Raw genomic sequence first — 21920 nt, 5'->3', positions numbered from 1 at the left:
ACCTGCTAATCAGCTGATTTTTGCAATAAAATCATACTTATAAAAGCAATATTTAAACCGTGAATAAGTTTGGATGTAGAATGTAACAAAATATATTTTCTACAGCAATCTATTTATTATGGTTATAACTGAAGCTTTCAAAACATAGCTATTCTTAAGCAAATTACAATTAGCATGCAGGTATGATTAGTAATTTTGCTAAAATAGCACCTAATCCCAATCACAAAAGTAAAGATTCTAGATAACGAGTCCTCTCGTTCATCTTGACGTACTGCTATTGATGTTTTATTACTGCCTATGAATGCTTTATTTCGCTTTTTTGAAAACCGCCTACCTGCCTTTCCAGACACACCCATGCCATTGCCATCACCTCGCGATGGTATGCTGAAGTTTTTGTGGGCATGTACCAATGGCCTACGCGGCTGGCTACTAATCTTTATGATTTTGTCCGCTGGTATCGGTATCTACGAGGCCATGCTGTTTGCTTGGATAGGTAATATCGTCGATTGGTTGGGCGTTTATACACCGCAAAACTTATGGGTAGAAAAAGGCGACATGTTGCTCATCATGCTCGCTGTCATGATAGTTAGCCCGTTGTGGATTGCCTTGTCATCGTTTATCCACTTCCAGACCTTGCAAGGTGTGTTTCCCATGCAGATGCGCTGGCGTTTTCATCAGCGCATGCTTGGGCAATCCATGCAGTTCTATCAGGATGAGTTTTCGGGACGTGTCTCAGCTAAGGTAATGCAGACAGCGCTAGCAGTACGCGATACTGTGATGACCGTCACCGATATGTTTATGTATGTCTCTGTCTACTTTATCACCTCAGGGGTGATTTTGTTTAATTTAGACAGCTTACTACTCATTCCTTTTGTCATTTGGCTGGTCTTAGTTGCTATCACCATTTGGTACTTTATCCCCAAACTCAAAGAGACAGCGATTGTGCAAGCAGATGCCCGTGCCTTGATGACAGGACGAATCACTGATGCTTATGCCAATATCATGACTGTAAAACTATTTAGCCATTCGCGTCGTGAGCTGGGCTATGCCAAAAATGCCATGGGGCAATTCTTAGGTACGGTACATGCGCAGATGCGCTGGGTCAGCTATTTAGAAGTATCGACCCATCTTATCAGTGTGATTTTGGTCAGTAGTACTGCAGGTATTGGATTGTACTTGTGGCAACAAGGCGCAGTTGGTGTTGGTGCCATTGCTGCTGCGACCGCTATGGCATTACGTCTAAATGGTTTGACGCGTTGGATTATGTGGCAGACAGCCAGTTTGTTTGAGAGTATCGGTACAGTTCAAGATGGTATGCGTACGTTATCAGCACCGCAGACAATCATTGATAAACCTGACGCGCCAGCCCTAGCCGTCACGGACGGTCGCATCGTGTTCGACCATGTTGACTTCAGTTATGAGAATGACGATGAAGACAATGGTCAAACTAGCGAGCCTACTGATAGTACCAGCATCGCTAAGCGCGCTCCTAACTCATATATCAAGCTGTTAGACAACTTCCACCTAGATATTAAGCCGGGTGAAAAGATTGGTCTGGTTGGGCGTTCAGGTGCTGGCAAATCGACCTTGGTCAATCTGTTACTGCGTTTCTTTGATGTTGATAGCGGTAAGATTCTGATTGATGGTCAAGCTATTGATGCGGTTACGCAGGAATCGTTGCGCCAACAGATTGGTATGGTGACTCAAGATACGTCATTGCTACATCGTACTGTACGTGAAAACATCGCCTATGGTCGTCCTGATGCTACTGACGAAGAGATTATGGTCGCTGCCAAACAAGCTCAGGCATGGGATTTCATCAAAGATCTGTACGATGATAAAGGCAATACAGGACTTGATACCCAAGTGGGTGAACGCGGAGTCAAACTATCTGGCGGTCAACGTCAGCGTATCGCTATCTCACGTGTTATGCTAAAAAATGCGCCGATTTTACTTTTGGATGAAGCGACCAGTGCGCTAGATTCTGAGATTGAATATGCTATTACCGAAAGCTTAAATGACATCATGACTGGCAAGACCGTTATTGCTATCGCCCACCGCCTGTCTACTATTGCCGCATTGGATAGACTGGTCGTTATGCATCAAGGCCGTATCATCGAGCAGGGGAGTCATGATGAACTATTGGCGTTGAATGGTGTCTACGCTCGACTGTGGCAACGTCAAAGTGGTGGCTTCTTAGGTGAAGACAACTAAGATTCATTAAGAGCAATCATAAGAAGACAAACTGCAAAAAAATCACTCAAAATAAGTCACAAGGAAGTGTTTATTTTATGGAAGCATTCACAAACCGTATTACTCTTGGCGGAAAACAGGCACGCTACTATGACCTTAGCCAGTTTAATCAGCCGCTAGATTCAAGCTCTACTCCTCGCGCGCCAGCACATTTTTATAGTGGCAATAGTTTTACTGTTGGTACTTATACGCCACTATTAAGTAAGCTAGCCACTGAGTTTGATATCAGCTCACTTGCCCTACGTGGCTACTGGTATGATAAGCCGCAAAGCCGTCGTCTGACGCGCGAGCAAGATGCTGATATGCTGATTGAGTTTTTAGAAAAGACCCAAGACAAGCCTGTCATAGGTATTGGTCATTCGCAAGGGGCTACGGCTACAGCGATGGCAGCTGCCAAACGTCCAGAGCTATTTTCACAGTTATACTTGATCGAGCCAGTCACATTTACCAAACACCAAGCCACCTTATATAACCTTTTGCCACGCTCTGTCCTACTGAGCCGCGAGCCTTTCAAAAGCACCTTAACTAAGCAATCTACTTGGCCAAGTACCCATAGTTATTACGAGAGCCTACGTGCGCAGCGTGCTTATAAACGTATCAGCGATGAGCACTTGCAAGTATTTGCTGAACAAAGCCTGAGCAAAAACACAGATGGTAGCTATACGCTTATGTTTGCACCAGAACAAGAGCTGGCCAATTATTTTGGCGCACCTCATATCGATGCTGCCCTTAAAAAACTACGCTGTCCCTACACGTTGATTACAGGCAAGCCTACCCTGTTCATCAATGACAAAGTACGCAAGCAATGGAAAAAATTTGTTCCAGATAGCAGTCTTATTTCGCTGACAGATTATGGCCATCTATTGCCAATGGAAGCGCCTGAACTATGCGCTCAAATTATTAACGAGCACTACAAAAGCAGCAAATAAGGATTTACAACGACTAAATTATGACTGATCTCTTTGCCCCTGCACCCACGGATAATTTACTACCCTATGATGGTAAGGTGAATGATTTAGGCGTGATTATCGACGATACCACTGCCCTTTATAACACTCTACTAAATGAGCTACCGTGGCAATCAGACATCGTGACATTATTTGGTAAGACCCATATAACCACTCGGAAAATTGTCTGGATGGGAGATACAGGTGCAGACTATCAATATTCAGGACACGTGCGGCAAACCGTTCCATGGTCAGATGTAGTGTTTCACGTGAAACAGAAAATTGAGCAAGGTTTAGCAGAGATTGGCGTCACTGCCAATTTCAACACCTGCCTGCTTAATTACTATCCTTCTGGCGCTGATGGTATGGGCTACCATGCTGATGACGAAAAAGAGCTCGGTCAGCAACCAGTCATCGCCTCCTTATCGCTTGGTGCCACACGCAAATTTGTTTTTAAGCATAAAAAAACTCAAGACAAAGTTGAACTTTATCTTGAGTCTGGTCAGCTCGTTGTGATGCATGGTGACACACAAACCTTTTGGAAACATACGATCACCAAGACAAAGACGGTCGATGCTGGGCGAATCAGTTTAACGTTTCGGCATATGCTTACATCTTGATACTATCGCTGACTTAACGAGCCATTAAGTGTTTATGCGAGACGATCTAAAAAGCGCTCACGATAACACTGGTAAGCAGCTTCACACACATTGGCAGTGTAGCTAGCATTAACACCACCTGCGACTACTGCACCCACTGCTGGAATGATTTGCGCCGCTTTTGTCTTAACGATGTTAGTGGCTACTTTAGTCGCTGTCTGGCGCAGTACACGAGACATGACTTCTTCATTAATCTGATTAAATGCTTGAGTTTCTGGATCTTTGATCATTGCATGAGTGTCATCTAACGCCGCTTTACGCTCTTCAACAGAGGCAGAAGTTGCTACAGCCAACAAAGACATAGCAAATAACTGTTCGCCTTCATCATTGATATCAAAGCCATAGTACGTTGCATATTCTCCAATCGCTCGTAGGTTAGCTGTAATAAGCCCAACGACATCAGCAGGGATACCTGCCCAGCCTACAACCCCCGTAGTCACCCCTTGCGCACTGGTTAGCGCTACATATTTGCTCTTAAAAAGCTTAACTTGTTTATCTATAACAGCAATAGGTAGACTTTTAATGTCACCAAGCGTTTTGATAGAGGAATCGTTAATATCTACTTCCTCTTGATAGCTATCGATAACGTCTTGAGTATCTAGTGTCCAATTGGCTGCATCACTCAAAGCAGTAATCGTTTCCTCAGTTGCTTTTTTTAGAGAATCACCAAATTTTGGAGCTTCCATCAACGCATCGCCGGCTGCTACCACAGGGGTATTAAGCACTGCTAGCGCTTTATCCAAAATCCCTTTATCAGGGTTTTTCCATGCTTCTATCTCTGCACGAACTTTTGCTTCATAAGCAATGTGGTCATCTGTTTTTTCATTGCTGGTCTTATTATTGGTAGTCTTATTGTTGATAGTCATATTATTTCCTTTATTAGTATCGTTCGCTTTCTATCCTATGATAAATAAGCAAAGACTACAGGGACGTTCTGTTGTTCAAAATAAAACTTTTGTATGATTTGTTAAGTCATCAGTTAAGTTTACTGGGTTTCAACAGACATCCCTTTACTAATAAACCTTATCAAACACTACCTAATACTTGGGAAATCTTTACATTCACTCAGCTGCCGCTAAGACAATTTTGCCAAAAGCATCGCCTTTTTGTAGCTCATGGTGCGCTGCAACAACTTCTGAGAGTGGATAGGTTTTTTGAATTTTTAAAGTTAAATTACCATCGGCCACCTCCTGTAAAACACGCGCCATATCTTGACCACTACGCTGCGCTTTGTAACCTGCTACTGCTAAGTCTTTTTGCTGACCGGCTTCTTTGAGCTTATCAACCCAGATAGTTGGTAATACATTCACTCGAGCGCCTGACTTGAGTACGCTAAGCGCGCGGACACCTGCGTCATTACCGACCAAATCAAGTAGCATATCGGCTTGTAGGTCAGGAAACGCTTCATCTTTGGTATAATCTATCCAACCCGCCAGCTTAGATACGTCTATCAACTCATCAAGCTTGGCGTACTTTTCTGGCGAGCAAATTACCGTCACCTTGATGTTATCTTGTGCCACCTTATTCATGAGCAATTGGATTAGTAAATGACCGACACCACCTGCTGGTGCATTAATCACCACATGCTCGCCTGTTTTTATATCAGCAAAATCTACAAATTGTAGTGCCGTTTGTCCGATACAAGGCAAAGCACCTGCCTGCTCTAAGCTGACATTATCTGGTACTTTTGCGAGCAACTTGGCATCTACTGCTGCATATTGCGCATAGCCGCCACCGCTAAAGGTCAAGGCCGCTACTCTATCGCCAACAGCAAACTCGTCGCTATTACTGCTGACTACTTCGCCTGATACATCGAACCCTAAAATAGCTGGCTGATCATTCTCAAACTTGTCTTTGCGAATGTTTTCCGCACCCCAGCCTTTACCTTGGCGAGTTTTATAATCGACAGGGTTAATCCCAGCATAGGCAATTTTTACCAGTACTTGGTCGTCCTGTAGCTCAGGGACATCAGCACCATCTTGATATTTCATTACTTCAGGCTCACCGAACTCGCGTATGAGTACGGCGTGCTGTGTCTTAGGTATATTGTGGTTAGCTTGTTGATTATTATCAGTAGTAGACGTTGTTGCCATCGTAGAATATCCTTATATTTTGTTTATTAGGCTGTACTTGTTATTCATTTTATTGAAACGTTGTGCTGTTAATATCACTTTCAATCGAGAACATAGTTAATTAATAATATGATCAATAAAGACAATTGTTCATATATCGATAGATTGCCAATATAATACATTTAGACGAATTATTATAGTTAGGTATTAGGGCAACATCAGTTCTGCACTAATGGGCAGGTGATCTGATAGAGAGGACCAAGGTTTTCCAGTGTGTACCCAAGCATCCTTCACAAGCAAATTGCGCACGTAGATACGATCTAAACTAAGCACTGGCAGTTTTGCGGGAAAGGTTGACAACAGCTTGCCATGACAATGCTTGAACGCTTCTATCATACCGAGATCTGACGCCAGTTTGTCACAAGACATCTTTTTCCAATCGTTAAAATCGCCTGCCAAGATGAGCGGTTGATTCGGCGCAATCTCATTTCGCACATAATCACTAATCGCTTGATACTGCTTGATACGATCACGCTCAAATAAATTTAAATGTGCACACAATACGACAACTGGCATCTCCCAACCGATAGGCTGTACCTCACAGTGCAAGACACCGCGCTGCTCAAGCTTGTTGACCGTAATATTTACGTTGTGTTTGGGGTCTAGCGGAAAGCGGCTCAATACTGCATTGCCGTGATGACCGTTTTCGTACTCTGAGTTTTTGCCGTAACTGTTTTGCAAATCTAAAAATTCGCCGAACCATTCATGCTGTGATTGATCTGGGTACTCGTTATATTGCATATTACGCTTGAGGTTTTGGCCTTGCACTTCTTGCAAACACAAGACGTCTGAACCCACAGACTCTAGCGCCTGAGCAATACCTTGCATCTTCACTTGGCGATTTAGCGGTGACATGCCTTTATGGATGTTGTAGCTGGTTAAAACAAAAGAGGTGGTAGTCATAGTTTGGTTAGTTGTACGCTCATTATTTATGGAGTAAAGATCAATAGCTCAGCTACGATAGCACCCATAGTGATGGTAATGACAGACATAAAAAGAGCACTGGCTCGTATTGAACCAATGCTCTCATATTACACCTATGTATTATCAATGGCTAATTCATAAATGGCTAATTCATAAATGAACATCGCGTATAGGTGTCATCGTCAGATTAGTAGCGAGTTACTAGCGCTATTGGTTGATCTTCACCCATGATATCTTGTGGCATAAATACAGCTTCGCCGCCATTATGAATGACGTGTTCGATGATTTCGCCGATTGCATCGTCTGTGATGCCTTCTGTAGTCGCATCATTGGCAGGACTTAGAGTCTGAGCTTTCTCGTCAATCTTAGCGGATTGTATATAACCACGTCGTACATAAAGTGTCTCGCCAGCTCCTTGGAAAGCACTTCGATATACTTCCTGCAAGTCAGTCTGCAACATATTCGCACCGCGAGCTTTGTCGATTTCGCCCAATGCAGCTTTATGTAATGAGGTGCGATACTCTTCTACGGCTTCTTGCACGCTATCTACGATATGCTGAGCACTACCGTCTTCTAGATTGGTCGCATTCGATACTGTAGCGATGATATTGTCTGGACGATCACAGATTTCTTTATAGTAGCCAATATTTTTTGCATCACCAACTATAACAAGAGGCATTTTATGCTCGCCCCACAATTCTTGGACACTTTTATCAACTTGGTTAAAGAATTCTTTTAAGTGACTGCTTTCATTGTTTGATGAGCGATCTGAGCCACCGTCGCCTGTTGTGTATAGTCCGTTGTTTTCAACAGGGAACTGAATGTTCTCCATATTGTTTTGTGCATCATCATCTTTATCGAATTCTCTCACAACGCGGTCGTTAGACGCTTCAATCAAACGCGCATTATCACGAGTTAAGACCACCGTATAATAATGAACCGCACTTGCCATATCACGAACCAAGTCACGCGTAGCAAATCTATCTGAAATCACAACGCGTTCTGTTGTATCAATTGGCATACGAATAACTTGCACATCATCTGTACTAGCAAATATAGCTAACGTATCGAGATTATAATTGTGATTGAGCTCACTGATTTTATTTTGAATATTATCTAGAATAGTGGTCGCTGTGCGTTTGTCATATTCTTTCGTCAAACGATCTTCAGCAACTTTCAATTGGTTTTTTAGAGCGATAGGATCTTGCTCGTTAGCTGGATGTTCACGATGCGTTTTAACAAAGATACTTACGGCAGGGTTAGCTTTAGTTTCACGTAAACTTTTAAGAGTCGCTTTCATATATTGCTCCTTGTTTTATTATCGTTCATTTTTAACTTTATGTATTTCTTCACTCATGTACTTTTATAAGTGTAGAAATTTCTATCCGTGTTTTTCTTGCATCCTGTCGATGCATAATATTTAAATTCCATTATCTTCATGCTAACAGCTATACCCCACTCCCTGTAGGGTTAATTTGCAAGCAAATGATAGCGCTTTGTAAGTAGAGCACTCTATATTGTTAAAGAACTGCCTTAACGAACATAGCTACATATTCAGATAATTATCTTAAGAAGTTGAATCTAAATACCGGAATCTCGACATCTACTTTCAGATTGCTAGCACTGTCCTAATTAGTTGAATCGTATAAAAGTGCTTAGGTTGTATTTTTACCAAACGAACCCATCTTTTATATAATCTATATATAAAATAAGAACACACTGTATATTTCAATAGTAGCCAGACTTTTCTCATTTTGATTAATAATAATTCATTGATATCGGATACCTATATGACACCTTCTCCTTTAGATTTACGCCTTGTCGATTTTGCCGACACTGCGCCACATACGTTACAAAACCAAGTAATTGATGCCATTGATGCTGCCAATGCTTTTTTGGATACCTTAACCGTGATAGAAAGCGATAGTGCTGAAAAAACAAGTGCTGAAAAAATAAGCGCTGAACAAGCTTTAGCAGATGTGATGAGCTTTGACCATATCAATTTGGCATTAGATCGTAGCTGGGGTATTTTGTCGCATCTCAATAGCGTGATGAGCAACGATGAGATTCGCCATGTTCACCATGAACTGCTACCAAAACTATCTGCTTACGGTACGCGAGTGGGACAACATCAGCCTTTGTTTAATCGCTATCAAACTATCGTCAATGACACAGATTTCTTTGCTACGTTAGAGCCTGCTCGTGCACGTGCAATCGAACTGGCATTACGTAGTTTTGAGTTATCAGGCGTTGCATTACCTCAAGCTGAGCAAGAAAAATTTGCTGCTATCCAAAGCGAGTTATCTACCCTGTCTGCAACCTTTTCGGACAATATCTTGGATGCGACGCAAGCATTTGCCCTGCCTTTAGAAGACTCTCAGTTAAAGGGGTTAACAGAGAGTGGTTTGGCACTATTGGCAGATGCAGGCGAGCAATACAAAGCACGTGAGCTTGCTAGCGGTGCACTTAGCCAAGCTGATGTAGATGCACTTCCTACTCCTTACTATGTGGCCAGTTTAAATATCCCTGTATATCTAGCGATTATGACTCATGCGGACGATCGTAGCCTACGTGAGACGCTGTATCGTGCTTATGTTACGCGTGCTTCTGAGTTTGATACGCATACCAATGCAAAAGGCAACTCATTAAATAACGCTGACAATATGAGTCAAATCCTCTCATTACGTGAACAAAAAGCTAAGCTATTTGGTTTTGCAAATTATGCCGAAGTATCGCTATCGACCAAGATGGCAGACAGTGTCTTAGAAGTTGAAACATTCTTACGTGACTTAGCAACGCAAGCAACCCCTGCTGCCAAAGCAGATTTGGCACAGCTACAGAAATACGCAAGCGATTATGGCATTGACGAATTGCAGCCGTGGGATAGCGCCTACATCGCTGAAAAGGTAAAACAAAGTGAGTTCAGCTTATCGCAAGAGGAAATTCGTCCATATTTCCCATTACCTAAAGTGATTAATGGCTTGTTTACTATCGTTGAGCGTCTATACGGTATCAAAGTACAAGAGCAAAGCCATAAAAATGCAGAAAGTGACTCAGTCTCTCGCTGGCATGACGATGTGAGTTTTTATCAATTATTCGACGCTGATGATCGCTTGCTCGGCGGCTTCTACTTTGACTTGTTTGCGCGTAGCGGTAAGCGTGGCGGTGCATGGATGAGTGGTTTTCAATCTCGCTATAGCTATGAAGAACAGAACCATCAACAGCTGCCCGTTTGCTTTATGGTTGGCAATTTCACGCCAGCACTTGATGGCAAACCTAGTTTATTGACTCATGATGAAGTATTAACCTTATTCCACGAGTTTGGTCATGGCTTGCATCATTTATTGACTCAAGTCACGGTCGGTGATGTCGCTGGTGTCAATGGCGTCGAGTGGGATGCGGTCGAACTTCCTAGTCAGTTTATGGAAAACTGGGCTTGGGACGCTGAAGGTATCGCGCTTATCAGCAGTCACGTTGAGACTGGTGAGCCATTACCTAAAGACAAGCTCGATGCACTATTAGCAGTGAAAAACTTCCAAAGCGGCATGCAAACATTGCGTCAGATAGAGTTTGCCCTATTTGACTTACTCATTCATGCTCATACGCCAGCGCTTAATTACGATGGTATTTTAGAGACGCTCAATACTGTCCGTCATGATATCTCCGTTATGCAAACACCTGACTATAACCGCTTTGCTAATGGTTTTAGTCATATCTTCGCGGGTGGTTATGCTGCAGGTTATTACTCATATAAATGGGCGGAACTGCTATCAGCTGATGCGTTTAGCAAGTTTGAAGAAGACGGTATTTTCAACCCAGCGACAGGTAAAGCGTTCCGTGAATCTATCTTATCTGTTGGCGGCAGTTTCCCAGCCAAGACCAACTTTGAAAACTTCCGTGGTCGTAGCGCCTGTATCGATGCCTTGCTACGCCATAATGGTTTCACTGATGTTAAAAATATCGATGCCGCAAATACTCAAACGACGCGCGAGGTCATTTAAATGCGTTATCAGTCATCTAGTCCTAAGCGCCGGTTTTTAGCAGGGGTACGTTGTCCGAAATGTCAGGAGATGGATGCTGTGGTGCAAGTCAATATCGTCACCCCTGCCCCAGATGAGTATATTGAATGTACTCAGTGCGGACACACAGAGCACCGACCCGACTCTGATGCCATTAGTGCTAAGAACCATTTAGAAGATCAAATGGCTCGTGATGCGATGGCGACTGGCACCAGCGGCACTGTAAAATTTAAGCCTTAGCTATCTAGCACTTACACTTGAGACTAGATTAAATACTTTATTATTTAATGGTCTATTAAGCCTATCTATCAATAGATAGGCTTTTTATTTTGAGTTTGCTATAGTATGGCTACTTATATTCTTGACATGAATCGATCACAATATGAAACCAGACAACATCCGGCCTTCATCAACCCACACTTCTAAGAAAAAACAGACTAAATCACGTCAGAAAATTTTGGCAGTACTTATCTCCATATTGCTACTTATCGTCATTGTCTACCTTATCGTAGGAAGGTCTGGCACTCAGTCCACACTCCCTATAGATAACGCTACTTCAGCACCAGTAACTGAGCAAACGCAGACAGAATTAGCCAAAGACAGCACTTCGAAAGAAACAGATGATTCTGTGATTGACGACGGGGTGCTCATGGATGAAAACTCTGGAGCAGCCAATAATAACAGTATCGCGATACCAAATCCTACTGCTATATTAGATGCGCCGCTACCAGAAAATGATAGCTTGGCGAAAGAAGAGATTGATCGTTTAGAAGATGAACGTCAGCGACTGGCCGAACAAGAAAAGTTAGCCGCTGAACAAGTGGCTATGAATAAGCAATTGACTGATATGAAGGCAGAACAAATTGCACTACTTGAACAAAAAATTGCTCAGTTAGAAGCAAACGACTCTAATAAAGCGACGGTTCAATAACCGTATACTTGATTTGGTTATGGAGAGGCTTACGATGGCGATTTTGCAATTCAAACATGCCTCTATTTTAAATAGCAATGCACAGTTGCTTATTTTACCTGTCAACAATGCTGGTGTCGTTTTAGATCCTGTACTCACACGAGCGAAAACTCTATTCCCTGATAATTATAGTCGCTATCATCGTGCGTGTCGCGATGGTAGTCTGAATGTTGGTAGCTGTTTACTTAATAAGCGTACACGTGAGCAAGTCGGACTTGGTATCAGTAGTAACGGTAACCAGCCAAACTACATTGCCAACCTTGTGATATCAAACCATCCTTACCATCCAGCGCGCACACGTTGGCTGACTGCTGCTTTAATTGATTTACAACAGCAAATAATGCCGCTAATACGCTATCAAGGTATACGCAGAGTTGCATTGCTTGCGCGGCCACTTATCTCAGGCAAACCACGTGATATCGTATCCAATGAAAGTAATACAGCAGATACCCTACCTTTAGACTGGCATGCTGATACTTTGCCATTACTGACTGAGTACTTACAAGACCTACCAAAACTTCGTATCGATATACATCTGCCTAAAAGCATTGAGTTATAAATGGCCTTTTAGCTAGCCAGTCATCATCTTTTTGGACACATAAAAAAACCGCCTTGAATACTCATAACGAGCATTTCAAGGCGGTTTTTTCTTATTTAAACCACATCAGATATTGAGTATTAGTTCTGCTCAACACCTTTCATAGTTAGTTTGATACGACCACGGTTGTCAACGTCTTGTACGAGTACTTTAACGATTTGACCTTCTTTTAGATAGTCTGATACATTCTCTACGCGCTCTTCTGCAATTTGTGAAATATGTACTAGGCCATCCGTGTTTGGCAAGACATTTACAAATGCACCGAAGTCGACGATACGAGCAACGGTACCTTCATAAGTTTTACCAACTTCAACTTCAGCAGTTAGTGCTTCGATTTTACCGATAGCCGCTTTGGTCGCTGCTTTGTTTTCACCAAAGATACGGATAGTACCAGCATCATCGATATCGATAACCGCGCCAGTTTCTTCCGTTAGCTGACGGATAGTTGCTCCGCCTTTACCGATAACGTCACGAATCTTGTCTGGATTGATTTCGATAACCGCGTAGTTTGGTGCATGAGCATTGATTTCAGTACGGCTCTCAGGCAATACTTGGTTCATTGCTTCTAGGATATGAATACGACCTGCATGAGCTTGTTTAAGCGCTTGCTCCATGATGTCAGGGGTAATACCTTCGATTTTGATATCCATCTGAAGTGCAGTGATACCATTTTTAGAACCAGCTACTTTAAAGTCCATATCACCTAGATGATCTTCATCACCCAAGATATCTGACAATACAGCAAAACGATCGCCTTCTTTAACCAGACCCATCGCGATACCAGCAACTGGTGCTTTTAATGGTACGCCTGCGTCCATCAATGCCAAGCTTGCGCCACAAACAGAAGCCATAGAAGATGAACCGTTAGATTCAGTAATTTCTGATACCACACGAATCACATACGGGAAACGCTCACTATCTGGTAACATCGCTTGTACACCGCGGCGTGCTAGACGACCATGGCCGATTTCACGACGTTTTGGAATACCTTCGCGGCCTGTCTCACCCACTGAGAAATGCGGGAAGTTGTAATGCAACATGAAATGGTCACGAATCGTACCACCTAGTGAGTCAATCATGTTGACGTCACGGCTGTTACCAAGTGTGGTAGTAACCAATGCCTGCGTCTCACCACGTGTGAACAATGCTGAACCATGCGTATATGGCAATACACCAACTTGTACGTCAAGCGCACGAACTGTCTCAGGGTCACGACCATCGATACGCGGCTTACCTGACAAGATGTTGTCACGAACAGTACGATATTTAAGGTCGTTATAGATTTCTTTAAGCTCAGATACGGTATCAGCATAAGTTTCTGACTCAGCATCACCAGCAAGTGCATCAATAATTGACTGCTTAATTTCATCAAGCTTCGTGTAACGTGCTTGCTTATCAGTAATGGTATAAGCGTCAGCAACTTGCTCGCCGAACTGCTCTTTCATGCTGCTAGTAAGTGCTTGGTCACGCTCAGGAGCAGAGTATTGCTGCTTAGCAGTACCGATTTCTTCAGCCATTGAAGCAATGTTATCAATAACGATTTGTTGTTGCTGATGGCCGTACAATACTGCACCTAACATCTGGTCTTCTGACAGCTCTGCCGCTTCAGATTCAACCATTAATACCGCAGACTTAGTACCAGCCACAACCAAATCTAGGTCACTGGTTTCAAGCTGCTCAGACGTTGGGTTTAGAACGTATTCGCCGTTAATGAAACCAACACGAGCGGCAGCAACAGGACCATTAAATGGTGCATCAGAAATAGCCAATGCTGCTGAAGCACCGATTAGTGCAGCGATATCTGCAGACTGAGTTTTATCTGATGATACAACTGTTGCCGTAATTTGGATTTCGTTTACGTAGCCTTCTGGGAATAGCGGACGAATCGGACGGTCAATCAAGCGTGAAGTTAAGGTTTCAAATTCGCTCGCACGGCCTTCACGTTTGCCGTAAGCACCTGGAATTTTACCCGCTGCATACATTTTTTCTTGATAATTAACCGTTAGCGGAAAGAAGTTTTGACCTTCTTTAGCTTCTGATTTTACGACTGCTGCAACTAATACTGTTACGCCGCCCATGTGTACTAAGATAGAGTTTGCTTGACGGGCAATACGGCCTGTCTCGATAACAACCTGCTGGTTGCCATATTGAAATTCACGCTTAATGGTGTTGAACATTGTCATATAATCTTCCTAATGTTGACTGACAAAACTGATATCAGCGTCAAAAAAAGCTGATATCTGTCATTAAAATTCTGTGTATGTGGCTATCAGTTGACATGTTTTCTATTAGAAATCATCGCAACCAATGCCAATAACGTTACTTGGTTATCTCATATATTTGTCTGAGTTAGACATCGTACTATTATGTATATTCGGTCGTGCAATTTTGGCTTTACTATAAATACTATCAAAAAGACATTAAGTCAAAAGACTTCGATGCTAAAAACCCTACAGGCTATTTTCTGAACTTTCAAATATCAGCTATCTGCGCTGATTACCAAGCCAAATAATTAATATCTTATTAATAATTGCCATATCTGTAGCAGATGCGCTATCAAACTCACAAGGCATTATTTTACAGTGATTTATAGCCATTGACCAATTAATTGCACAGTAGCGCAATTATCGTCAGAAAATACCGCATTTGAGGCTTGGTTAGTATAGTTTATACCTATATTCCTCTTAGCTATTCTAGAGAAGGGGTTCTACCTCTTACTACTTGAGCACAGTATCTAAAACGAATAAGCATAAAAAAACGGCGTGAAACTATTCCACACCGTTTTTAGAAAAATCTATTTTATCGATAATAACAAACAAGTTCCGAACGATTTAGCAAAAAATTCAGCATTCACTCGTACTATTGTCGTTAGATTAACGACGTAGACCTAACTGGCTGATTAGAGTAGTGTAACGACCAAGGTCTTTACCTTTTAAGTAATCAAGCAGTTTACGACGCGTGTTAACCATACGGATAAGACCGCGACGGCTATGATGGTCAGCTTTGTGTGCTTTAAAGTGGTTCTGCAAATCATTGATACGAGCACTCAACAAAGCTACTTGAACTTCTGGAGAACCAGTGTCATTTTCGCCACGTTGGTATTGAGCGATGATTTGTTCACGATCGGTATTAGTTAGCATAAATATCTCCGGCAATGCTAAAAACTTTAAAAACGGACTGCAATTTGAGTCAGTATTAAAGCAATAGAATAATAAATAAAATAACCTGTACGCCATTCAGGACAACCCTGCATTACTAGAGTTGACCTAGTGTACGACAAGCTCAGTTAACAACCATTTAGTATATTTTGAATCGTACGTTGTATTTAGCTATAGCACTACTTAATCAAAGTAATGGGCTAACTACAGTACATCATTCAAAACCTAATTTAAATGTGGGGGTAATTATAACAAAAAACTGCTGAACTAGCAGCAGTTTTTCATAATACTTGTAACGCTACCTTTGGTCTCTGGTAACTAGTACATGACAGATAACTATCTATTGATATCCTACCTAGGCTACTTATTAACGTCAGATTCTTTCGCATTGCCGCCTAGTTCATCATCTTCAAGAGGCGCGGCAGTAGTCACTTCCGCTAGACTGTCTGGGGCAGTATGCTCACTCGGATTAATTTCTTCTGCAAGCTTTTCAATCTCTTTTTCCTGCTCGTCCATATTGTTCGGTGAATTACTCATATTAGCTCCTGAATTATTATTTTGTGGACTAACGGTAGTTGCACTCATCGAGCATAAGACGTGCAAACTATAAACATATCAATGCCACCCATTACAGGTGGCATATTAAAAACCTACTTATCTTCTTTCGCGTTTTCTAAGTTAGCTGCGATACGTTCTGCTGCTGCTTCACTATTTTCATTATGATTGTCTTCAGTTTGACTTTTAAGTGCTGCTTCTGCTGAATCAGAACGTTGTTGCTCAAGCTTAGTATCATTTGGATTAGAGTTTGACATAGTATCTTCCTTAGTTATAGTTATAAATGTTAGTTGTACAGAGTTGAAATTTAATAGTACTTAGTTAATTAGGCTTGTTTAATTAGAAGTCGAAAGTCTAAGATAATGCTTCATCTATGGCATCAACAAAATTAGGAATATCGTCTGGGTTACGCGAGGTAATAAGATTGCCATCTACTTGTACTGTCTTATCTACGTAGTTTGCTCCAGCATTTTCTAAATCTAGTTGCAAAGTAGGGTAAGCGGTAAGGGTTTTGCCCTTAGCAATACCTGTATTAATGAGAACCCAAGGAGCATGACAAATAACAGCTAATGGCTTTCCTGCCTCATTAATAGCGTTAATAATTCGATGAGCCTTTTCATTACCACGAATAGTATCAGCGTTTACAGTACCGCCTGGTAACACCAATGCATCATAATCAGAAACTTCGGCATCTTCTGCAAAGATATCAGCAGTAAAAGTATCATTCTTATCTACGTCTTGCTGCATGGCTTGCACTTCTTTTTTATCATTTGTTGTTATGAGAAGTGTTTTGTAGCCTTTGTCTTTTAGCTGATTATTGACGTCTTCGTACTCTGCTTGTTCGAAGTGGTTATGTAGTAAAAAAGCAATCGTTTTCATAACTTTCCTTCTTCTTATCTATTAGTTTTTGTGAGTCAGTATATTTTTATAAGTTAGTTTTATTATTATTCGGTAGTACATTTTCTTTTGAACTATTTTATTTTTATTTAAATGCGTCCTTTCTGCATTACTTTTTTCTTTTAATGAGCCATTTTTAATTGTCTATTATTATGATTATTGACCTTATGGCAAATTTCTATTTTTATAATATTTATCCATTTTATTTTTTAGCTCAGCATTCCCTATCTGATGAATCTAGAGTACAAAAAAAACAGGTTTCACCATAGGCGAAACCTGCAATAAAATGTGACGGTATGTGATTAGTGTAAACTATTAGTAAATCAAGCCAATGTTAGGTGGTAGTTTCTCTATTTAAGTAACATTAGTGAAAACGTTACTATTAGCGTTGAATCAATTTCTTAGGTTGTAGACGTCCGTTTAAGCTCACAGACCCCAAACCAAGAAACTCTCCTTGCTCATTGAGTAGACATATATCAACTGGTATTTCGTGCTCTAGGAGCTGAGGCACATCAAGATCAGTATCAGCTTTACCATTGGTACTAGCGTCATCATCGATACCAACAGAACTATCATTAGACAGCTGGTTAGAAACCATATTAGTAACATAATCTTTGAGCTTACCTGTTAGCTCATCAAATACGTTTAGGCGTTGCCCCATATGTACACGGGCGCACTGTTCCTCTGTCAGCGTCAGTTCAGCATCGATATCAATACAAGCGTCGATAGGCAGTAGCCAAGCTTGACGCGCCTCTAAACCATGCTCTTCTAATGATGATAAAGCGATCGCATCATCAATGCTGAAGTTCCCTACTTGTGTACGACGTAATGCCGTCAGATGTCCTAGTGTGCCTAGCTGCTTTGCAATATCTTCCGCTAATACACGTACATAAGTACCTTTCGTACAAGTAACCGTGAGATTAATCTGAGTATCATCTATCATCTGTAGATTGATTGCTTTAATCGTGATATCTCTAGGCGGTCTATCAACCTCAATGCCAGCGCGAGCATATTCATACAGTTTTTTGCCGTCTTTTTTTAGCGCTGAATACATCGGTGGTATCTGCTGCTGAGCACCCAAGAACTGCTGTGCAATAGTCGCCAATGACGCTTCGTCAAATACTGGGATAGATGCCTGCGTGACGATTTGGCCATCAGCATCACCAGTATCGGTTTGACTACCTAGCAAGATAGTCGCTTGATAGGATTTATCAGCATCCAGTTGATAATGGCTAAACTTAGTGGCTTCACCCAAGCAAATAGGCAACAGGCCAGTTGCCATCGGATCAAGCGTTCCTGTATGCCCTGCCTTTTTACTATCGTGTATCGGTGACTTAAATAAATACTTCACTTTTGACACAACTTGCTGCGAGGTCATACCTTTGGGTTTATCCACCAATATAACACCTGAAACTTTTACTTTTTCAGGTACTTTACTGGCTTTTTTATCAACTTGCTTAGACGCTATAGACATAATAATAATTTACTCGTCATTCTCGTTTTGCTCAGTTTTAGTCACGGCTTTACTAATCAAGTCCATCATGTAGTTACCACGAGCAGTCACTTCATCATAGTGAAAACGTAGGCGCGGCGTAGTACGTGTTTTTAAGCTATGGCTTAATTCTGTACGCAAAAATCCTGCCGCTTTATTCAGTACTTTGATGCTTTCTTCATGATTGGTCTTGTTCATAGCATCATTGAGCTCAGGCTCCATGATAGTGACATAGACGTCCGCATAACCCAAATCTGGGCTAACTTTGACACTAGATATAGTGACAAAACCTGTTAGACGAGGGTCATTGACTTCATCGCGAATAAGAACAGCAAGCTCACGCTGAATCTGATCCGACAATCTTTGTAAACGTTGGTTCATGTTGTTACCTTACTTTAATGGGCTTATTTTATTACTGTATAAGTCTGCTGATTAATAGATGTTGCACTGATATGTGCTAAAAAAGGCCTAGCAGGATGTACCTGTTAGGCCTAAGTACAGCTGAATATTAGCAAAGTATCTAAACAGCTCAGCGGGTTACGCATATTGCATTAATACATACTCTGCTATCGAACAGCAGCTTTAGATAGTACGTGCGAACTCTTGGATTTCAAAGACTTCGATCTTATCGCCAGCTTCAACATCATAGCCACGAACGGCCAGACCACATTCCATACCAGTACGTACTTCATTCACGTCTTCTTTATAGCGACGTAATGATTGCAATTGACCAGTAAAGATAACTTGATCATCACGCAATACGCGGATAGGTTTGTTGCGATAGATTGTACCTTCGACCACCATACAACCAGCAGCAGCACCAAACTTACTAGAACGGAATACTTCACGAACGTCTGCAACACCAAGGATTTTCTCACGATGTTCAGGAGCAAGCATACCGCTCATTGCTGATTTAACATCATCGATCAAACCATAGATTACACTATAGTAGCGAATATCCATGTTAGCAGTATCTGCTTTACGGCGTGCGGTAGCATCTGCACGAACGTTAAAGCCTAATAGTACCGCTTCACTCGATTCTGCAAGGGTTACGTCAGACTCAGAAATAGGACCAACGCCTGAACTGATCACTCTTACTTTTACTTCGTCAGTAGACAATTCGTTTAGGGCGGCTAGTAGTGCCTCAAGTGAACCACGTACGTCTGTTTTTAGTACGATATTCAAGAATGACACATCGCCTTGACCCATCTGATCAAACATGCTTTCTAAACGCATGGCATTCTGACGCTCAAGTTGACGCTCACGCTCACGGTTGGTTCTAAAGTCCGCAACTTCACGAGCTTTTTTCTCGTCCGTCACAACTAGGAACTCGCTACCAGCAGCAGGTGTCTCAGGCAGACCTAAAATCTCTACAGGGATAGAAGGACCAGCTGATTTGATACGTTGGCCATGCTCGTCTGTTAATGCACGAACTTTACCATAGTGCTCACCAGCTAGAACTAAGTCGCCTTGTTTCAATGTACCTTTTTTAACTAGGACACTAACGACAGGACCACGACCTTTTTCAAGTCTTGATTCAATAACCACACCCTGAGCAGCACCGTCTAGTGGCGCTTCTAGTTCCATTAGCTCAGCTTGTAAGCTAATGAATTCTAGTAGGTCTTCGATACCTTCGCCTGTTTTGGCTGAGATACGAGCCATTGGTGTATCGCCACCCCATTCTTCTGAAACAACTTCTTTCGTCGTTAATTCATTAAGAACACGGTCAGGATCAGCACCTGGCTTATCCATCTTGTTAATAGCAACAATGATTGGCGTACCAGCTGCACGTGCATGATCAATTGCTTCTGCTGTTTGTGGCATCATGCCATCGTCAGCTGCAACCACCAATACAACGATATCAGTCGCTTGAGCACCACGTGAACGCATTGCGCTAAACGCTGCGTGACCTGGAGTATCAAGGAAAGTAATAACACCGCGATCAGTTTTTACATGATAAGCACCGATATGCTGTGTAATGCCGCCCGCTTCGCCATTCGCAACTTTCGTTTCACGAATTTTATCTAGTAGTGAGGTCTTACCATGATCGACGTGACCCATAATAGTCACTACTGGTGGACGAGTCTGGATGTTACTACTACGCTCATCAACTGCGTACTGTAAGTCATCTTCGACTTTAGTATCACTAACTGGTACTGGGTTGTGGCCCATTTCTTCAACAAGCAAGCTTGCGGTTGCCTGATCAATCGTATCTGACTCACGAGCCATTTCACCCATTTTCATAAGTAATTTGGTTACTTCGCGAGCTTTAACTGCCATACGCTGCGCAAGATCGGCAACTGAAATTTGCTCACTAATCTCGACATCATAAACAATTTTTTCGACAGGTTTTTCAAACTTATGCTGTGACGCCTGAGTTGAACGCAAACCGTTTTTGCGATTTTTGATTTCGCGCTCATCTTGGTTCTTACGACGACGACCACGAGTACCAGTACTGTTCGAACCACGTTTGATTTCGCGACGCTCTTTTTCGAAAGACTCTTCTAGTGCATCACCGACCAAACCTTCAGCTAACGGTTCATCTTTACGTACTTCAGTAACAGGCTCACGATCTGTATATTTACCAGCCATTTTGCGCATTTGCTCAAGTGTACGCTTTTGCGCTTCTTCAGCTTGTGTGCGGCGGGTTTCTAATTCAATTTCACGCAGACGCGCTTCTTCTTTCTCACGAGTCTCGCGAGCTTTACGTTCAGCAGCGGTTTCAACTTTAGGCTTGGTTGCAGCAACTTTCTTCTTCGGCTGCTCTTTAGGCTTAACTTCAGCAGTCGCTTTACCGCCTTTTTTGACGACAACTGATGTAGAAATATCATCGTTTTTGTCGTCTGATTTTTTGCTAGAGCCTAAGCTTGCGCGCATTGCTGCTAGCGTTGCTGCTTGACGCTCTTCCGCTTTTTTCTTAGTAGCGGCACGTTCTTCAGCTTCTTTTGCTGCACGTTCTTGAGACTCAATTAGAGCCTGCTCACGAGCGGCTAGCTCTTCAGCCATTTTTTCTGGATCAGGCTTTTCAAATACTTTCTTTTTACGCACTTCTACGTTGACGCTCTTAGATTTACCAGAAGAGCCGGTCACACGTGCAGTACTGGTCGTCTTAGATTTAAGACTAATACGACGCTTTTCTTGTTGACCATGACTTTGCTTTAAATACGTCACTAGCTTTTCTTGCTCAAGCTCGGTGACTAGGTCATCCTCTGCGCGAGCAGGCAGGCCAGCATCTACTAATTGCTGCTTTACAGCATCTGTAGTTTTGCCTACCATTTCTGCCAGTTCTTTGACGGTCTTATCTGCCATTTATTAT

19 protein-coding genes are annotated in these 21920 nt (G+C 42.1%); 7 read left to right on the top strand and 12 right to left on the bottom strand.

Annotation, left to right across the window (positions count from 1 at the left end; translation table 11 throughout):
• Nucleotides 1–297 precede the first annotated feature (297 nt).
• The 3 genes from QL898_RS06395 to QL898_RS06385 all read left to right on the top strand — a co-directional run bounded on the left by QL898_RS06395 (nt 298) and on the right by QL898_RS06385 (nt 3820).
• Entirely contained in the window at nt 298–2214 is a 1917-nt protein-coding gene (locus tag QL898_RS06395) for an ABC transporter ATP-binding protein (protein WP_290176207.1), read from the top strand.
• A 77-nt stretch (nt 2215–2291) separates the two neighbouring features.
• Complete coding sequence (locus QL898_RS06390; protein ID WP_290176206.1) at nt 2292–3182, top strand: alpha/beta hydrolase; 891 nt, start codon at nt 2292–2294, stop codon at nt 3180–3182.
• A gap of 20 nt (nt 3183–3202) precedes the next feature.
• Nucleotides 3203–3820: an alpha-ketoglutarate-dependent dioxygenase AlkB gene (locus QL898_RS06385; protein ID WP_290176205.1), complete on the top strand. Its 618-nt coding sequence runs from the start codon at nt 3203–3205 to the stop codon at nt 3818–3820.
• 32 nt (nt 3821–3852) lie between these two features.
• On the opposite strand, the gene QL898_RS06380 is transcribed toward QL898_RS06385, so the two are convergent.
• The 4 genes from QL898_RS06380 to QL898_RS06365 form a co-directional block, all read right to left on the bottom strand.
• A complete protein-coding gene (locus QL898_RS06380) occupies nt 3853–4725 on the bottom strand; it encodes an EcsC family protein (protein ID WP_290176204.1) in 873 nt (290 codons plus the stop codon).
• 195 nt (nt 4726–4920) lie between these two features.
• A complete protein-coding gene (locus tag QL898_RS06375; RefSeq protein ID WP_290176203.1) occupies nt 4921–5952 on the bottom strand; it encodes an NADP-dependent oxidoreductase in 1032 nt (343 codons plus the stop codon).
• Between the two features lie 186 nt (nt 5953–6138).
• Nucleotides 6139–6894, bottom strand: a complete 756-nt coding sequence (locus tag QL898_RS06370; protein WP_238068831.1) for an endonuclease/exonuclease/phosphatase family protein — start codon at nt 6892–6894, stop codon at nt 6139–6141.
• A 208-nt stretch (nt 6895–7102) separates the two neighbouring features.
• Nucleotides 7103–8215, bottom strand: a complete 1113-nt coding sequence (locus tag QL898_RS06365) for a hypothetical protein (protein ID WP_102091366.1) — start codon at nt 8213–8215, stop codon at nt 7103–7105.
• A 490-nt stretch (nt 8216–8705) separates the two neighbouring features.
• Between QL898_RS06365 and QL898_RS06360 the strand changes: the two genes are divergently transcribed.
• The 4 genes from QL898_RS06360 (at nt 8706) to QL898_RS06345 (ending at nt 12463) form a co-directional block, all read left to right on the top strand.
• Entirely contained in the window at nt 8706–10916 is a 2211-nt protein-coding gene (locus tag QL898_RS06360; protein WP_290176202.1) for a M3 family metallopeptidase, read from the top strand.
• Complete coding sequence (locus QL898_RS06355) at nt 10917–11174, top strand: YheV family putative metal-binding protein (RefSeq protein ID WP_290176201.1); 258 nt, start codon at nt 10917–10919, stop codon at nt 11172–11174.
• Nucleotides 11175–11316: 142 nt separating this feature from the next.
• Entirely contained in the window at nt 11317–11865 is a 549-nt protein-coding gene (locus QL898_RS06350) for a hypothetical protein (RefSeq protein WP_290176200.1), read from the top strand.
• A gap of 34 nt (nt 11866–11899) precedes the next feature.
• A complete protein-coding gene (locus tag QL898_RS06345) occupies nt 11900–12463 on the top strand; it encodes a hypothetical protein (RefSeq protein ID WP_290176199.1) in 564 nt (187 codons plus the stop codon).
• A gap of 119 nt (nt 12464–12582) precedes the next feature.
• Here QL898_RS06345 and pnp read toward each other — a convergent pair whose 3' ends face one another.
• The 8 genes from pnp to infB all read right to left on the bottom strand — a co-directional run bounded on the left by pnp (nt 12583) and on the right by infB (nt 21913).
• The gene (gene pnp, locus QL898_RS06340; RefSeq protein ID WP_201547499.1) at nt 12583–14685 is read right to left on the bottom strand and encodes a polyribonucleotide nucleotidyltransferase; all 2103 of its coding nucleotides are present in this window, start codon (nt 14683–14685) and stop codon (nt 12583–12585) included.
• Nucleotides 14686–15375: 690 nt separating this feature from the next.
• Nucleotides 15376–15642 (bottom strand): 30S ribosomal protein S15, encoded by a 267-nt coding sequence (gene rpsO, locus QL898_RS06335; protein WP_045443035.1) that lies wholly within the window; start codon nt 15640–15642, stop codon nt 15376–15378.
• Between the two features lie 378 nt (nt 15643–16020).
• Entirely contained in the window at nt 16021–16197 is a 177-nt protein-coding gene (locus QL898_RS06330) for a hypothetical protein (RefSeq protein ID WP_167514323.1), read from the bottom strand.
• 113 nt (nt 16198–16310) lie between these two features.
• Nucleotides 16311–16472 (bottom strand): hypothetical protein, encoded by a 162-nt coding sequence (locus QL898_RS06325; protein ID WP_160023635.1) that lies wholly within the window; start codon nt 16470–16472, stop codon nt 16311–16313.
• A gap of 97 nt (nt 16473–16569) precedes the next feature.
• Nucleotides 16570–17094 (bottom strand): type 1 glutamine amidotransferase domain-containing protein, encoded by a 525-nt coding sequence (locus QL898_RS06320; RefSeq protein ID WP_290176198.1) that lies wholly within the window; start codon nt 17092–17094, stop codon nt 16570–16572.
• 400 nt (nt 17095–17494) lie between these two features.
• Nucleotides 17495–18586 carry a tRNA pseudouridine(55) synthase TruB gene (truB, locus tag QL898_RS06315; protein WP_290176197.1) on the bottom strand — a complete coding sequence of 364 codons (1092 nt, stop codon included), beginning with the start codon at nt 18584–18586 and terminating at the stop codon, nt 17495–17497.
• 9 nt (nt 18587–18595) lie between these two features.
• The gene (locus QL898_RS06310) at nt 18596–18985 is read right to left on the bottom strand and encodes a ribosome-binding factor A (RefSeq protein WP_102078739.1); all 390 of its coding nucleotides are present in this window, start codon (nt 18983–18985) and stop codon (nt 18596–18598) included.
• 201 nt (nt 18986–19186) lie between these two features.
• On the bottom strand, nt 19187–21913 hold the full coding sequence (infB, locus tag QL898_RS06305) for a translation initiation factor IF-2 (protein WP_057757754.1): 2727 nt from the start codon (nt 21911–21913) through the stop codon (nt 19187–19189).
• Between the last annotated feature and the right edge of the window lie 7 nt (nt 21914–21920).

The sequence above is a fragment of the Psychrobacter sp. APC 3279 genome (assembly GCF_030407795.1).
GTDB lineage: Bacteria > Pseudomonadota > Gammaproteobacteria > Pseudomonadales > Moraxellaceae > Psychrobacter.
Note: the sequence above shows the minus strand (reverse complement) of the source record. Positions and strands in the feature narration are given on the sequence as shown.